A 13875-nucleotide genomic window follows, 5' to 3' on the forward strand; every position below is an offset into this window, starting at 1 on the left:
GCGGGGGGCTGCGATGATTTCGCCAAGGAAACGCATCTGGGGCTGGTATTTCTTTGACTGGGCCAGCCAGCCCTACAGCACGCTGCTTTTGACCTTCATCTTCGGCCCCTATTTCGCCGAGATGGCGCGGGCGCGCTATGTGGCGCAGGGCATGACTGCCGACGCCGCCGCCGCTGCCGCGCAATCTTATTGGGGCTGGGGCATCGCCGCGGCTTCTGCGGTGATTGCCCTGCTGGCACCGCTGCTGGGGGCGATTGCCGATGGCACCGGGGGGCGGCTGGTCTGGGTCTGGGTGTTTTCGCTGCTGTATGTCGTGGGTTCCTACGGGTTGTGGTGGTTGGCACCGGGCGAGGGCAGTCTGTTCTGGGCGGTGGCGTTCTTCGGGCTGGGCTTCATCGGCATGGAGTTTGCCACCATCTTCACCAACGCCCTGCTGCCGGGGCTGGAGGATCACGACAAGATCGGCGGCATCTCGGGTTCCGGCTTTGCCTTCGGCTACCTGGGCGGCATTGTTTCGCTGGCGGTGATGCTGGCGCTGTTCGTCGAAAGCGGCAGCACCGGCAAGACCCTGATCGGCATCAGCCCGATCCTGGGGCTGGATGCGGCGGCGCGCGAAGGCACCCGCGCGGTCGGCCCCTTCACCGCGATCTGGTATGTGGTCTTCATGTTGCCGTTCGTCTTGTGGGTGCGCGAGCCGAAAACCCACCATCGCAGGCTGGATGTTCCCGCGGCTTGGGCCAGCCTGAAAACCCTGCTGAAAAGCCTGGCCCATCGGCCCAGCCTTGCCGCCTATCTGGGCTCGTCGCTGCTGTATCGCGACGCGCTGAACGCGCTTTACGGCTTTGGCGGGGTTTATGCCTCGGGCGTGCTGGGCTGGAGCGTCACCCAGATCGGCCTGTTCGGCATTGTCGGCGCGATCTCGGCGGCTGTGGCAAGCTGGATCGGCGGGCGGGCCGACAACCGGTTCGGCTCGAAACCGGTGATTTCCTTCAGCATCCTGGTGCTGATCGCGGTCTGCTGCATCATCGTCGGCATGACCCGCGAGGGGCTGTTCGGCATGGCGATGGACCCGGCCAGCAACCTGCCCGACCAGATCTTTTTCGCCTGTGGCGCGCTGATCGGCGGCGCGGGCGGCATGTTGCAGGCGGCCAGCCGCACCATGATGGTGCGCCATACCAGCCCCGAACATGCCGCCGAGGCGTTCGGGCTGTTCGCGCTGTCGGGCAAGGTCACCTCGTTTCTGGCCCCGGCGCTGATTGCGGCGGTCACCATGGCCAGCGGGTCGCAGCGCATCGGCATCTCGCCGCTGATCGGGCTGTTCCTTGCGGGGTTGTTTCTGCTAGTCTGGGTGAAACCGCAGGGGGAGCAACGGGTCAGCGCATGAAACGCCTTTTTATTCTGATCGCCGCCCTTGGGCTGGCCGCCACCCCGATCAGCGCCAAACCGTTGGCGAATAAACTGTTTGGCGCGATGGAAACCCCGTCGTCAGATCGGCCAATGCCGATCGGCAGCTATGCGCGCGGCTGTGCGGCGGGCATGGTGCAGATGCCTGAATCCGGCCCGACCTGGCAGGCAATGCGGCTTTCGCGCAACCGCAACTGGGGCCAACCCGAGTTGATCGAGTTCTTGCAGCAACTGTCGGTGGCCGCCACGCAAGTGGGTTGGGCGGGGCTTTATATCGGTGATATCGCCCAGCCGCGTGGTGGGCCGATGACCTCGGGTCATGCCAGCCACCAGACCGGGCTGGATGCCGATGTCTGGATGCTGCCGCCTCGGCGGTTGAACCTGACGCGGCGGGAACGCGAGAACATCTCGTCGATCCCGGTGCGGTCGGCGGATCAGCGGTCGGTGACCGAAAACTGGACCCCTGCGCATCATGCGCTGCTGCGGGCTGCGGCCTCTGACCCGCGGGTGGACCGGATTTTCGTGGCCGCCGCCGTGAAGATCGAGATGTGCCGCACCGCCACCCGCCGCGACAAGGCCTGGTTGCAGAAGATTCGCCCGATTGCCGGGCATGACACGCATTTTCACGTCCGGCTGAAATGCCCGAAAGGCGCAAATCTGTGCGAAACGCAAAAGCCGACGGTGGCCGAACTGTCGAACGGCGGCGATGGCTGCGACGAGACGCTGAACTGGTGGGTGACCGACTATCTGAACCCGCCGAAACCCAGCGGCAAACCGGAAAAGCCCAAACCGCGACCGAAGACCCCGCGTGAATTCACCATGGCCGATCTGCCTGCACAATGCGCCGACGTTCTTACAGCGCAATAGCGGCAGGCCTGTTTGCGGTGCTGGCGCTGGAAGGCAGTGCCACACCGCAGCCGCCCGCAGGCCATATCGGCAGTTACACCTGGACCAGCGATGATCGCCGCTTTGGCGGCTTTTCCGGCATAGAAATCCTGGCGGACGGTCAAAGCTTTACCGCGCTGTCGGATCACGGTGGCTGGATCAGTGGCAGGTTCCGTCGGGATGCAACCGGGATGATCGTCGGCATCGACGCCGGCCCTGTGCATCGGCTGAAATCCGATAGCGAAAAGCCTTTGTCCAAAGGTCGCACCGACAGCGAAGGGTTGGCACTGGCACCCGACGGGTCGTTCTATGTGTCGCTGGAACGCAAGGTGCGCGTGCTGTACTATGTAACGATCGGCGGTTTTGCCGAGAACCTGCCGGTGCACCCCGATTTTGCCCGGATGAAACGGAACGCCGCCCTGGAAGCGCTTGCGGTGGACGCCAACGGTTGGCTGTACACATTGCCCGAAGAATCGAGCGGGGCGAAAAAGCCGTTCAAAATCTACCGGTTCCGCAATGGCGTTTGGGATCAGCCGTTCGAGTTGCCGCGCACGGACCGCTATTTGCCGGTCGGCATGGATTTTGGCCCGGATGGCCACCTTTACTTGCTGGAGCGGCAATTTCATGGCGTGGGCGGCTTTGCCAGCCGGGTGCGGCGGTTCACCGTCAATTCCCAGGGGCTGAGCGATGCCGAGGTGTTGCTTGAAACGCCGCCCGGCCTGCACGACAATCTGGAAGGTCTTTCGGTCTGGCGCGACGCTGGCGGCGTGCTGCGGCTGACCATGGTGTCGGACGACAACTTCAGTTTTTTCCAGCGCACAGAGATCGTGGAATACCGGGTGCCCGGTTGACAGACGCCTGCACGCGGCCTAACCCGCGCCATTGCCCAGCAGGGCCAAGTCTCCGCCACCTTGTAAAAACGGAAAAAACATGACCCGCAACTTGATTCCCGGTATTCTTGCGATGGCCGCCCTTGTGGTGGCCTCGAACGTTCTCGTGCAGTTTCTGTGCGGCCCCTGGCTGACCTGGGGGGCCTTTACCTATCCCTTCGCCTTTCTGGTGACCGATCTGACCAACCGGCTGCAAGGTGTGGCTGCGGCGCGGCGGGTGGTGCTGGCGGGGTTTGCCGTGGGAGTGGTGTGCTCGCTGATCGGCACGCAGATCGTGGGGGAATTCGGCCCATTGGTGACCTTGCGGGTGGCGATGGGGTCAGGGCTGGCGTTCCTGGCGGCGCAACTGCTGGACGTGACGATTTTTGACCGGCTGCGCCAGGTGGCCTGGTGGCGGGCCCCACTGATTTCGACGCTGGTCGGGGCTTCGGTCGATACGGCGCTGTTTTTCAGCATCGCGTTTTCAAGCGCCCTGGTGGTGCTGGAGCCGGGCAACGACGTGGCTTGGGCCAACGACGTGCTGCCGCTGCTGGGGGTCGGGCCGCAGGCGCCGCTTTGGGTGTCGCTCGCGGTGGCAGATTGGACGGTGAAACTGACGCTGGCGATTGTTGCGCTGGTGCCGTTTCGGCTGGTCATCGCAAAGTGGACCACAAGGGATGCGTAAAATCTTTTGACAAACACAAAATATGTGCGACGCTAGCGCTATCGGAAACCATTTGAAAGGAGGTGATCCAGTGTCGAGAGTGATATTGGAGAAGCGGTTCGGGACAGTCAGAGGGGGCGTTTGCTGAGGGCAACCCCTCAGGGAACCTACCGATGATTGGGCTTCAGACCTAACTGGCCCATCTCCTTGAAACTCGGGAAGGGTCGCCGCATGTGGCGACCCTTTCTCGTTCTGAACCGGCATTGTTGCGGTTGCGTCGGAGCCTCCGGCGGGGATATTTGAGAACAGATGAAACCGGATGCTGCGCAATGCTGCGGATCAATGACACCCTTGTGCTGGCCGATTGGGAGCTTTCGGAAAGCTTTTCCCGGTCGTCCGGGCCAGGCGGGCAGAATGTCAACAAGGTGGAAACCGCAGTCGAATTGCGGTTCGAGGCCGAGCGCAGCCCGAACCTGACCCCAGCGGTGAAGGCGCGGCTGAAGCGGCTGGCCGGGCGGCGTTGGACCAACGAAGGCGCCATCGTGATCCGCGCCGAGGAAACCCGCAGCCAGGCCCGCAACCGCGAACTGGCAGAAGCGCGCCTGGTGGAAATGATCCAGGCGGCACTGGTGGCCCCTAAACGGCGGGTGGCAACAAAACCGACGTTGGGCAGCCAGCGGCGGCGGTTGGCGGCCAAGGCCGAGCGCGGCGAAGTCAAGGCAGCACGCGGCAAGATAGCGGAGGAAGAATGACCGAGACCATGCTGGAACGGCGGGCGCGGCTGATGGGGCCGAACGTGCCGACGTTTTACCGAACACCCGTTCACATTGTGAAAGGCCAGGGCGTCTGGCTATGGGACACCAGCGGCAAACGCTATCTGGATTGCTACAACAACGTGCCGCATGTCGGCCATTGTCACCCGCGCGTGGTACAGGCGATTGCGGCGCAGGCGGCCGAGTTGAATACCCACACCCGCTATCTGCACGATCTGGTGCTGGACTATATCGAGCGGTTGACCGGAAAGCTGGGCCACGGCTTGTCACAGGCGATCATGGTCTGCACCGGGTCTGAGGCCAACGATATCGCGCTGCGGATGGCGCAGGCGGTGACCGGCAACACCGGCATCATTGCCACTGACAACACCTATCACGGCAATACTTCGGCGGTCAGTCAACTGTCATCGCGCCGTCCGCCGATCGGGGGCCGGGCACCGAATGTGCGGCTGGTGCCCGCGCCCGACAACCTGCGACCGGTGGGTGGAAGCCTTGCCGGACAGGCGCAGGCTTTTGCCGACAACGTGGCACGGGCGATTGTGGAACTGGAGGCGGCGGGGTTCGGGTTCTCTGGCATGATGTTGTGCCCGGCATTTGCGAACGAAGGTTTACCTTCGGTGCCCAAGGGGTTTCTGGACCCAACAGTGCAGGTGGTGCGCGCTGCAGGTGGGGTGATGATCGCCGACGAGGTGCAGCCAGGCTTTGGCCGCATGGGCAGTGATTTCTGGGGTCACGAGGCCTTGGGCTTTGCCCCCGATATCGTGACCGTGGGCAAGCCAATGGCCAATGGTCATCCGGTCGCTGCGGTGCTGGCGCGGCCCGATGTGATGGCGGCCTTCCGCAACGCCTTTGGCTATTTCAACACCTTCGGCGGCAATCCGGTGTCGGCGGCAGCCTGTCTGGAAGTGCTGCAGGTGATCGAGGATGAAGGCTTGCAACACAATGCAGCGGTGGTTTCGGCGCATGTGATGGCGCGGATGCAGGCGCTGCGCCACCCGCTGCTGGCCGATGTGCGCGGCAACGGCATGTTCTTCGGCGCCGAGTTCGTGCTGGATGACGCGATGACCCCGGCAACCGATTTCGTGGCCGATCTGGTCGAGGCGCTGGTGACCCGCGGCTTCATCCTGAACCGGATCGGGCGGGCGCAGAACACGCTGAAAATCCGACCGCCACTGCCGTTCTCCATTGAAAATGCTGACTCTTTGATGGACGCTATCGAGGCTGTGCTGGCGGAAGCCCCGGTGCCTGCATGAGCGAAAGCCAGGAAGCCGCGTCGGCTTGGGGTGGCCATGATCTGCGGCTGATCCGCAACCGCGAGAATGCGGTCTATGAGATGCGCCTGCCCGGCGGCAAGCGGGCGGCGCTGCGATTGCACCGGCAGGGCTATCAGGCCGAAGCGGCGATCCGGTCGGAACTGTGGTGGTGTGCGGCGCTGGCGAAGGCGGGGGTGGCGGTGCCGGATCCGCTGGTCAGCCGCTCTGGCGATCTGCTGGTGCGGCTGGACAGCGGGCGGATTGCCTCGGTCCTTGCTTGGGTTGACGGTGCGCCTTTGGGCGAGGCGGGGCGGCCTTTGCCGGGCAATGCGGCGCAGCAGGTGGCGTGGCACCACGCGCTGGGGCGGCTGGTCGCACAGGTGCACCGCGTGACCGACGGGCTGATCCTGCCCGGCGATTTTACGCGACCGCGCTGGGATATCGACGGGTTGACGGGCGAAGAACCGTTCTGGGGAAGATTTTGGGAGCATCCGGCACTGACGGCAGACGAGGCCGCAACCTTGCGACGCGCCCGTGATTTCACCCGCGAGAGACTGACCGATTACGCAAGAACCGCCGCGCCGGGGCCGATTCACGCGGATGTGCTGCGGGAAAATGTTTTAGTGAACGGTCATTCGCTTTCGCTGATCGACTTCGACGATTCCGGTATCGGCTTTCGGCTGTACGATCTGGGCACGGTGATGTCGCAAAATCTGTATCAAGCGAACCGTCAGGCGTTGCAGGCAGCGCTGATCGACGGCTATGCCAGCTTGCGCGATGACGATTTCAGTATGGTGGATGTGTTCACATTGGCCCGCACGCTGGCCTCGGTTGGCTGGGCGGCACCGCGCCTGCCGCACTTGGACCCGGTGCACCGGCGCCATATCGACCGCGCCGTGATGTGGTCGGCACAGGTCATGTCTGGGTCGGGCTAAGACGCGCTACAGATCTACCCTATACCAATACGTCTTGCGCCACTTGCTCGCCAATACCGAATACCCGTTTATATCGAGCGATTTCAGCCGCTGGTCCCATCGCCTTGTTGGGATTGTCGGACAATTTCACCGTCGGGCGACCGTTGGCCGAGACCGCCTTGCACACCAGACTGAACGGTGCCAGCGCATCATCGGCCACCAGACCGCGAAAGTCGTTGGTCAGCAGCGTGCCCCAGCCGAACGACGCCTTGACCCGACCGTGAAACTGCCGGTGCAGTTCCTCGATCTTGTCAACGTCCAGTCCGTCCGAGAAGATCACCAGCTTCTGCCGCGGATCTTCGCCACGCGATTGCCACCAGAGGATCGCGGTTTCAGCGCCTGCCGCCGGGTCGCCAGAGTCAATGCGGATGCCGGTCCATTGGCTCAGCCATTCCGGAGCGTTGCGCAAAAAACCTTCGGTGCCATAGGTATCGGGCAGAATGATGCGCAGATTGCCGTCATGTTCCTCGTGCCAGTCGGCCAGCACCTGATAGGGCGCCTGCGCCAGTTCGGCATCGGAATTGGCCAGCGCCGCATAGACCATCGGCAATTCATGAGCGTTTGTTCCTATTGCCTCGACCTCGCGCCGCATGGCGATCAGGCAGTTCGAGGTACCGCTGAACGCCTGCCCCAGACCCTCGCGCATCGCCTGCACGCACCAGTCCTGCCACAGGAAGGAATGCCGCCGCCGCGTGCCGAAATCAGCGATTTTCAGGTCTTCGATCTGGCGCAGGCGTTCGATCTTTTCCCACAGCTTGGTCATGCCGCGGGCATACAGCACTTCCAGCTCGAACTTGCCCAACCGCTCCAGCACCGCGCGGCTGCGCAGTTCCATCAGCACCGCAAGCGCCGGAATTTCCCACAGCATCACCTCGGGCCATTTGCCTATGAACGTCAGTTCATATTGACCGTCGCGCTTTTCCAGATGGTAGGGCGGCAGTTGCATGCCCTCGAACCATTCCATGAAATCGGGGCGGAACATCTGGCGTTTGCCGTAGAACGTGTTGCCGCGCAGAAATGTGCTTTCGCCGCGCGACAGCCGCAAACTGCGCACATGGTCAAGCTGCTGGCGCAACTCGCCCTCGTCCACCAGATCGGCCAGACGCACCGAAGCCGTGCGGTTGATCAGGCTGAAGGTCACGTCGGTATCGCGCTTGTTGCGGAAAACCGACTGGCACATCAAGAGCTTGTAGAAGTCGGTGTCGATCAGCGAGCGCACGATCGGGTCGATCTTCCATTTGTGATTGTGAACGCGGGTGGCGATATCAACCATTCAAGCCTCCAGCAGCACGCCGGCCGCGATCATCGCCTCGCGCGCCTCTTCCAGCGAGCCGTCAAGGTCGATGGCGCGGCAGGCGCCTTCCAGCAAGGTGACGCCAAAGCCTAAGCGCGCGGCATCCAGCGCCGAATAGGCGACGCAGAAATCGGTGGCGAGGCCCACCAGCGTCAGGTCGCTGACCCCGCGCGACCGCAGATAGCCCTCCAGCCCGGTGGGGGTTTCGCGGTCGTTTTCGAAGAAGGCGGAATAGCTGTCGATTCCGGGGCGAAAGCCCTTGCGGATCACCAGATCGGCGGCGTTGGTGGCGAGTTTCTTGTGGAAATCCGCGCCCTTGCTGCCCTGCACGCAATGCGCAGGCCACAGCACTTGCGGGCCATAGGGCAAATCAATCATCTCGAACGGCGCCTTGCCGGGGTGGTTGGCGGCAAAGCTGGCGTGGTTGGCGGGGTGCCAATCCTGGGTCAGCACCTTGACCGAAAACTCAGCCAGCAGGGCGTTGATGCGGGGGATTATGGCATCGCCATCGGCCACCGCCAGCGCACCGCCGGGGCAGAAATCGTTCTGCACGTCGATCACGATCAGGCCTTGCGTCGCGGGTCGCATCGGCGCCTCCCTTGCGGCTGAAAGTCCTTGCGTAAGACCCATGGGCGGCAGGGTCAAGCTTGGGGGATTGCTTTTGTAACAGTCGCGCGGCAAACAGCCGCCATGCTGACCATCGCCGCGCTGTATCATTTCACTCGTTTTGCCGACCCCGCCGCCCTGCGCGCGCCACTGCTGGCGCTGGCCGAGGCGCAGGGGGTGAAGGGCACGCTGCTGCTGGCGGGCGAGGGGATCAATGGCACGATTGCCGGGCCGCGGGCAGGAATTGATGCGGTTCTGGCGCATATCCGGGCCCTGCCGGGCTGTGCTGGCCTTGGCTGGAAAGAGGCGCAGGCGGCGGAGATGCCGTTCGGCCGCATGAAGGTGCGCGTCAAGCGCGAGATTGTCAGCGTGGGGCAGCCGGATGTCGATCCGCGCGCAAACGTGGGGCATTATGTTGCACCCGCCGACTGGAACGCGCTGATCGCCGACCCCGATGTGGCGGTGATCGACACCCGCAACGACTACGAAGTGGCGATCGGCACGTTTCAGGGCGCCGTCGATCCGCAAACCCGCACTTTCCGCGAGTTTCCGGCCTGGTGGGCGGCCAACAAGGACCGCTTTCACAACAAGCGCATCGCGATGTTCTGCACCGGCGGCATCCGCTGCGAGAAATCGACGAATTTCCTGCTGGGGCAGGGCATGCCAGAGGTTTACCACCTGCAAGGCGGCATCCTGCAATACCTTGAAGACGTGCCTGCCGACCAAAGCCTGTGGCAAGGCGAGTGCTATGTGTTCGACCAAAGGGTATCGGTCGGGCACGGGCTGGTTCCGGGCGATTATGACAGTTGCCACGGCTGCCGTCGGCCGATCAGCGCCGAAGACAAGCTTCGCCCGGAATATGAGGCGGGCGTTTCCTGTCACCATTGCATCGACGAACACACCGAGGCCGACCGCGAAAGGTTCCGCGAGCGGCAGCGGCAAGTGGCTTTGGCCGCAGCGCGGGGTGCGCGGCACTTCGCCGGTTAGCGCAGGCGTCGGCCTTCGGCATCGGCGGCGAAGAACAGCGCCTTTTCGGCGTCGAACCCCAGACCGACCATGCTGCCGGGCTGCGCATGCAAATCCTGATGCGCCTCGATCACCAGCTTTTCGCCGGTGGGCGCGGTCAGGTGGATGAAGGAAACGCCGCCCAGCGCCTCGGTCATTTCCACCCGATGCGTGCTGCCTTCGGCCAGATGCAGGTGTTGCGGGCGCAGGCCGACCACCACGGCGCCCGGCGGCAGATCGGTCTCGGTAACGACCGTGCCGCCCAGGCCCGCCGCCTCGACGCCGCCCCGCCACGCCACGCCCGAAACGAAGTTCATCGCCGGGCTGCCGATGAAACCGGCGACAAAGCGGTTGTCGGGATTGTGGTATAACTCCAAGGGCTTGCCAACCTGTTCGACCCGCCCTGCCCGCAGCACCACGATCTTGCTGGCTAGCGTCATCGCCTCGACCTGGTCATGCGTGACGTAGATCATCGTGGCACCGATCTCGCGGTGCAGGCGGGCGATTTCGACGCGCATTTCCACCCGCAACTCGGCATCAAGGTTTGATAGCGGCTCGTCGAACAGGAACACTTCTGGCCCGCGGACGATGGCGCGCCCGATGGCGACGCGTTGGCGCTGACCGCCGGAAAGCGCCTTGGGCTTGCGGGCCAGGTAATCGTCCAGCTTCAGTATCCGGCTGGCCTCGCGCACCTTGGCGGCGACCTCGGCCTTGGGATGGCCGGTCATCTTCAGCCCGAAGCCCATGTTTTCCGCAACCGTCATGTGCGGATAAAGCGCGTAGGTCTGGAACACCATCGCCACGCCGCGTTCGGCCGGGTCTTCGCGGGTCACGTCGCGGGTGCCGATATGGATGCGGCCCGAAGTGGTTTCCTCCAGCCCCGCCACCATGCGCAGAAGGGTGGATTTGCCGCAGCCCGAGGGGCCGACGAAGACGCAGAACTCGCCATCCTCGATGGTCAGATCGACGCCGTGGATCACCTGAACCTCGCCGAACCGCTTGACCACGCCTTGCAGATTTACGCCTGACATCAGCCCCTCCCTGCCTGTTGCTGTTCGGGAAAGCGCCAGCTTTCCGCTTCGGCGGCGATGGATGCCGCGGTTTCGGTGATCTGCGGTGCCCGTGCCGCCAATCCTTCCAATGTGGTGCGGGCGGTGGTCGATGTGACCGACAGCGCCCCGATCACCCGGCCCGTGCGAGTCAGAATCGGTGCGGCAATGCAGATGATTCCCGGCTCGTGCTCCTCGCGGTCATAGGCGAAACCGCGGGCGCGAATCGCTGCAAGCTCGGCCAGAAGCAGCGCACGGCTGGCCAGAGTATGCGGGGTGAAGCGGTGGAACGACTGCCGTTGCAGCGCCTGTTCCAGCGCCTGCGGCTCCAGATGCGCCAGCATCGCCTTGCCGACGCCGGTGCAATAGGCCGGGCCGACCTTGCCGGCCTGAGCGAACATTTCGACCGGCCGGGCGGCGTTGCGTTTATCGACGTAAAGCACCTGCCCCTGATCCAGTTGCGCCAGATGGATGGTCTCGCCGGTGTCGGCAGAAAGCCTGTCCAGCCAAGGCCTTGCAAGCGGCGCCAGACTGCTTTGTGCCCAGGCCGCATGGGCCAGCCGCACCAGCCGTACCCCCAGCGCATAGTGCTGGCTTTCGGCGTCATAGGACAGCATGCCCTGATGCGTCAGGGTTTGCAGAAACCGATACAGTGTGGCCTTGGGATAGCGGCTTTCAGCCAGCAGATCGGAAAACCGCACCGGGCGACCGCAGGCGGCCACCTGATCCAGCACATCCAGCGCCTTGCCCACCGTGCCATCGCCCGCCTCTGCCATCATCCCGCTATCAGCCTCCAGTTGACAGGTTGCATGATACGCCGCATAGTTTTCAATATTCAAGACTAAGTTTCACATAATGAAACCATCAGGGAGGAAACCATGGTTCATTTCAAGACGGGGGCGTTGGCGCTGACCGCGGCGTTGCTGATGTCGGGGTCGGCCATCGCGCAGCAACGCACGCTGGTGTTCAACACCGATACCTCGGACCCGGCACCGAAGGCGGCGTTTGATCAGTTGATTGCCGATTTCGAGGCCGAGAACCCCGATGTCGATGTGGTGGTCAACATGTTCGACCATGAAGGCTACAAGACCGCGATCCGCAACTTTCTGACCGCCGACAGCCCCGATCTGGCCAACTGGTATGCCGGCAACCGCATGGCGCCCTTTGTCAACGCCGGGCAGTTTCAGGACGTGACCGATGTGTGGGAGGCCAACGGGCTGGGCGAGGCGCTGGGGTCGGCCAAGGCCTCGATGACCATCGACGGCAAGCAGTGGGGCGTGCCCTACACCTATTACCAGTGGGGGATTTACTACAACAAGGACGTCTACAAGGCCGCGGGCGTCACTGAACCCAAGACCTGGGACGAGTTCATCGCCAATTGCGCGGTTTTCAAGGCGGCGGGCATCGACTGCCTGACCACCGGCAGTTCGGCGCTGTGGCCGGTGGCGGGGATCTTCGACTATCTCGACATGCGGACCAACGGTTACGAGTTCCACATGGACCTGACGGCGGGCAAGATCGCCTGGACCGATGACCGGGTGAAAGCGGTGTTTGCCGAGTGGGCCAAGCTGGTGGAGCCGGGCTATGTGACCGAAAACCATGCGGCGATCGACTGGCAGGATGCGGCGGCGCTGCTGGTGCAGGGCAAGGCTGCCAACTATGTGATGGGCAACTTTGCGGTGGCGACCTTCAAGGAAGGTGGCATGACCAACGACAATCTGGGCTTCATGGTGTTCCCCGAAATCACCCCCGGCCTGCCGCGGGCCGAGGAAGCGCCGACCGATACCATCCACATCCCGGCGGGGGCCAAGAACGTGGCCGATGCCAAGCTGTTCCTGGCTTTCGTGGCGCGGGCCGATGTGCAGACCAAGATGAACGGCATCCTTGGCCAATTGCCCACCAACAAGAACGCGACGGTGGATGAAACCGACCCGTTCCTGTCGGCAGGCTTTGCCGAGCTTTCCTCGGCCTATGCCTTGGCGCAGTTCTTCGACCGTGACGCCCCGGCCGAGATGGCCAAGGCCGGGATGGAGGGCTTCCAGGAGTTCATGGTGCATCCCGACCGTCTGGACGCCATTCTTGAACGGCTGGAAAAGGTGCGGGCGCAAGCCTACTGAAAAACCGGCGGGCGCTGTTGTGGCGCCCGCCCCCTTTCCGCAAACGCCCCCCTTCCCGCAAACGCCCCCCTTCCCGCAAACGCCCGAGGCCCCATGCAAGCCTATTGGAAACGCTCGCAGCGCAAGCTGGCCCCGTGGCTGTTTCTGGCCCCCGGCCTCGCGATGTTTGCGCTTTACGTCATCATCCCGATCTTTCAGTCGATGGCGATCTCGTTCTACGACTGGGACGGCTTGGGCGAGAAAATCTGGATCGGCACCGCCAACTATGTCGAGCTGATCGACGACGACGCCTTCTACACCTCGCTGAAGAACAACGTGATCTGGCTGGTGCTTTACCTTCTGGCCGTGCCCGCAGGCCTGATGATCGCGATTTTCCTGAACCAGACGGTCTGGGGCATCCGTGCCTACAAGTCGCTGTTCTTCTTTCCCTTTGTCATCAGTCAGGTCGTGGTCGGCCTGATGTTTTCGTGGTTCTACGCCCCCAACTTCGGCCTGTTCTACAAGCTGATCGAGACGGTCACCGGCGATGGTGTGGCCATTCTGGCCGACGAGCGGTTTGTCACCTACGGCATCATCGTGGCCGGGCTTTGGCCGCAGATTGCCTATGTGATGATCCTGTATCTGACCGGCCTGAACAACGTCGCCCCCGATCAGGTCGAGGCGGCGCGTCTGGATGGCGCGAAAGGCTGGCGGATGCTGTGGTATGTGATTCTGCCGCAACTGCGCCCCGCCACCTTCATCGCCGTGGTGGTGACGGTGATCGGCGCGCTGCGCAGTTTCGATCTGGTGTCGATCATGACCAACGGCGGCCCCTACGGCTCCAGCCGCGTGCTGTCGTTCTACATGTATGAGCAGGCGCTTTCGGAATACGGCTATCGCATGGGCTATGGTGCCGCGATTGCCGTGGTGCTGTTTGCCATCATGATGGTGTTCATCTCGGGCTTCATCTGGAAGATGTGGCGCGACGAGACGGAGCGTTAGC

General features: G+C 63.3%; 14 protein-coding genes. 10 read left to right on the forward strand and 4 right to left on the reverse strand.

The genetic code is table 11. The features are described from left to right. Positions 1 to 13: 13 nt before the first annotated feature. The 7 genes from RSW2DRAFT_RS01255 (at position 14) to RSW2DRAFT_RS01285 (ending at position 6783) form a co-directional block, all read left to right on the forward strand. Positions 14 to 1384, forward strand: coding sequence for an MFS transporter (locus RSW2DRAFT_RS01255; protein WP_008027238.1), 1371 nt, complete (start codon positions 14 to 16; stop codon positions 1382 to 1384). Beyond that, on the forward strand, positions 1381 to 2271 hold the full coding sequence (gene mepA, locus RSW2DRAFT_RS01260) for a penicillin-insensitive murein endopeptidase (RefSeq protein ID WP_008027240.1): 891 nt from the start codon (positions 1381 to 1383) through the stop codon (positions 2269 to 2271). Before RSW2DRAFT_RS01255 ends, mepA begins: the two co-directional genes overlap by 4 nt. Beyond that, entirely contained in the window at positions 2244 to 3140 is an 897-nt protein-coding gene (locus RSW2DRAFT_RS01265; protein ID WP_040671373.1) for an esterase-like activity of phytase family protein, read from the forward strand. Before mepA ends, RSW2DRAFT_RS01265 begins: the two co-directional genes overlap by 28 nt. A 79-nt stretch (positions 3141 to 3219) precedes the next feature. After that, positions 3220 to 3843 (forward strand): queuosine precursor transporter, encoded by a 624-nt coding sequence (locus RSW2DRAFT_RS01270; protein ID WP_008027243.1) that lies wholly within the window; start codon positions 3220 to 3222, stop codon positions 3841 to 3843. A 308-nt stretch (positions 3844 to 4151) separates the two neighbouring features. Then, the gene (gene arfB / locus RSW2DRAFT_RS01275; protein ID WP_008027245.1) at positions 4152 to 4574 is read left to right on the forward strand and encodes an alternative ribosome rescue aminoacyl-tRNA hydrolase ArfB; all 423 of its coding nucleotides are present in this window, start codon (positions 4152 to 4154) and stop codon (positions 4572 to 4574) included. Next, entirely contained in the window at positions 4571 to 5848 is a 1278-nt protein-coding gene (locus RSW2DRAFT_RS01280) for an aspartate aminotransferase family protein (protein WP_008027247.1), read from the forward strand. The genes arfB and RSW2DRAFT_RS01280 overlap by 4 nt, the downstream gene beginning before the upstream one ends. Beyond that, the gene (locus RSW2DRAFT_RS01285; RefSeq protein ID WP_008027248.1) at positions 5845 to 6783 is read left to right on the forward strand and encodes a phosphotransferase enzyme family protein; all 939 of its coding nucleotides are present in this window, start codon (positions 5845 to 5847) and stop codon (positions 6781 to 6783) included. The genes RSW2DRAFT_RS01280 and RSW2DRAFT_RS01285 overlap by 4 nt, the downstream gene beginning before the upstream one ends. Before the next feature lie 19 nt (positions 6784 to 6802). Here the strand turns inward: RSW2DRAFT_RS01285 and pncB are convergent, their stop codons facing one another. Continuing rightward, a complete protein-coding gene (pncB, locus tag RSW2DRAFT_RS01290) occupies positions 6803 to 8095 on the reverse strand; it encodes a nicotinate phosphoribosyltransferase (protein WP_008027250.1) in 1293 nt (430 codons plus the stop codon). After that, entirely contained in the window at positions 8096 to 8704 is a 609-nt protein-coding gene (pncA, locus tag RSW2DRAFT_RS01295) for a bifunctional nicotinamidase/pyrazinamidase (protein WP_008027253.1), read from the reverse strand. A 102-nt stretch (positions 8705 to 8806) separates the two neighbouring features. Here pncA and trhO point away from each other — a divergent pair, with 102 nt between their 5' ends. Next, entirely contained in the window at positions 8807 to 9709 is a 903-nt protein-coding gene (trhO, locus tag RSW2DRAFT_RS01300) for an oxygen-dependent tRNA uridine(34) hydroxylase TrhO (protein WP_008027255.1), read from the forward strand. Here the strand turns inward: trhO and RSW2DRAFT_RS01305 are convergent. Both RSW2DRAFT_RS01305 and RSW2DRAFT_RS01310 read right to left on the reverse strand, forming a co-directional pair. Beyond that, positions 9706 to 10758, reverse strand: coding sequence for an ABC transporter ATP-binding protein (locus tag RSW2DRAFT_RS01305; protein ID WP_008027257.1), 1053 nt, complete (start codon positions 10756 to 10758; stop codon positions 9706 to 9708). The genes trhO and RSW2DRAFT_RS01305 overlap by 4 nt on opposite strands. Beyond that, positions 10758 to 11555 carry an IclR family transcriptional regulator gene (locus RSW2DRAFT_RS01310; protein WP_008027259.1) on the reverse strand — a complete coding sequence of 266 codons (798 nt, stop codon included), beginning with the start codon at positions 11553 to 11555 and terminating at the stop codon, positions 10758 to 10760. The genes RSW2DRAFT_RS01305 and RSW2DRAFT_RS01310 overlap by 1 nt, the downstream gene beginning before the upstream one ends. A gap of 99 nt (positions 11556 to 11654) precedes the next feature. On the opposite strand from RSW2DRAFT_RS01310, the gene RSW2DRAFT_RS01315 reads away from it, so the two are divergent. Further along, the gene (locus RSW2DRAFT_RS01315; protein WP_008027261.1) at positions 11655 to 12893 is read left to right on the forward strand and encodes an ABC transporter substrate-binding protein; all 1239 of its coding nucleotides are present in this window, start codon (positions 11655 to 11657) and stop codon (positions 12891 to 12893) included. Positions 12894 to 12986: 93 nt separating this feature from the next. Further along, positions 12987 to 13874 (forward strand): carbohydrate ABC transporter permease, encoded by an 888-nt coding sequence (locus RSW2DRAFT_RS01320; RefSeq protein WP_008027264.1) that lies wholly within the window; start codon positions 12987 to 12989, stop codon positions 13872 to 13874. Position 13875 lies beyond the last annotated feature (1 nt).

It is taken from the genome of Rhodobacter ferrooxidans (assembly GCF_000176015.1).
GTDB lineage: Bacteria > Pseudomonadota > Alphaproteobacteria > Rhodobacterales > Rhodobacteraceae > Pseudorhodobacter_B > Pseudorhodobacter_B ferrooxidans.

Excerpts from the sequence above, each read along its gene's own strand:
- RSW2DRAFT_RS01255 (WP_008027238.1), top strand. The coding sequence starts at position 14 with ATGATTTCGCCAAGGAAACGCATCTGGGGCTGGTATTTCTTTGACTGG.
- mepA (WP_008027240.1), top strand. The coding sequence starts at position 1,381 with ATGAAACGCCTTTTTATTCTGATCGCCGCCCTTGGGCTGGCCGCCACC.
- RSW2DRAFT_RS01265 (WP_040671373.1), top strand. The coding sequence starts at position 2,244 with ATGCGCCGACGTTCTTACAGCGCAATAGCGGCAGGCCTGTTTGCGGTG.
- RSW2DRAFT_RS01270 (WP_008027243.1), top strand. The coding sequence starts at position 3,220 with ATGACCCGCAACTTGATTCCCGGTATTCTTGCGATGGCCGCCCTTGTG.
- arfB (WP_008027245.1), top strand. The coding sequence starts at position 4,152 with ATGCTGCGGATCAATGACACCCTTGTGCTGGCCGATTGGGAGCTTTCG.
- RSW2DRAFT_RS01280 (WP_008027247.1), top strand. The coding sequence starts at position 4,571 with ATGACCGAGACCATGCTGGAACGGCGGGCGCGGCTGATGGGGCCGAAC.
- RSW2DRAFT_RS01285 (WP_008027248.1), top strand. The coding sequence starts at position 5,845 with ATGAGCGAAAGCCAGGAAGCCGCGTCGGCTTGGGGTGGCCATGATCTG.
- pncB (WP_008027250.1), bottom strand. The coding sequence starts at position 8,095 with ATGGTTGATATCGCCACCCGCGTTCACAATCACAAATGGAAGATCGAC.
- pncA (WP_008027253.1), bottom strand. The coding sequence starts at position 8,704 with ATGCGACCCGCGACGCAAGGCCTGATCGTGATCGACGTGCAGAACGAT.
- trhO (WP_008027255.1), top strand. The coding sequence starts at position 8,807 with ATGCTGACCATCGCCGCGCTGTATCATTTCACTCGTTTTGCCGACCCC.
- RSW2DRAFT_RS01305 (WP_008027257.1), bottom strand. The coding sequence starts at position 10,758 with ATGTCAGGCGTAAATCTGCAAGGCGTGGTCAAGCGGTTCGGCGAGGTT.
- RSW2DRAFT_RS01310 (WP_008027259.1), bottom strand. The coding sequence starts at position 11,555 with ATGATGGCAGAGGCGGGCGATGGCACGGTGGGCAAGGCGCTGGATGTG.
- RSW2DRAFT_RS01315 (WP_008027261.1), top strand. The coding sequence starts at position 11,655 with ATGGTTCATTTCAAGACGGGGGCGTTGGCGCTGACCGCGGCGTTGCTG.
- RSW2DRAFT_RS01320 (WP_008027264.1), top strand. The coding sequence starts at position 12,987 with ATGCAAGCCTATTGGAAACGCTCGCAGCGCAAGCTGGCCCCGTGGCTG.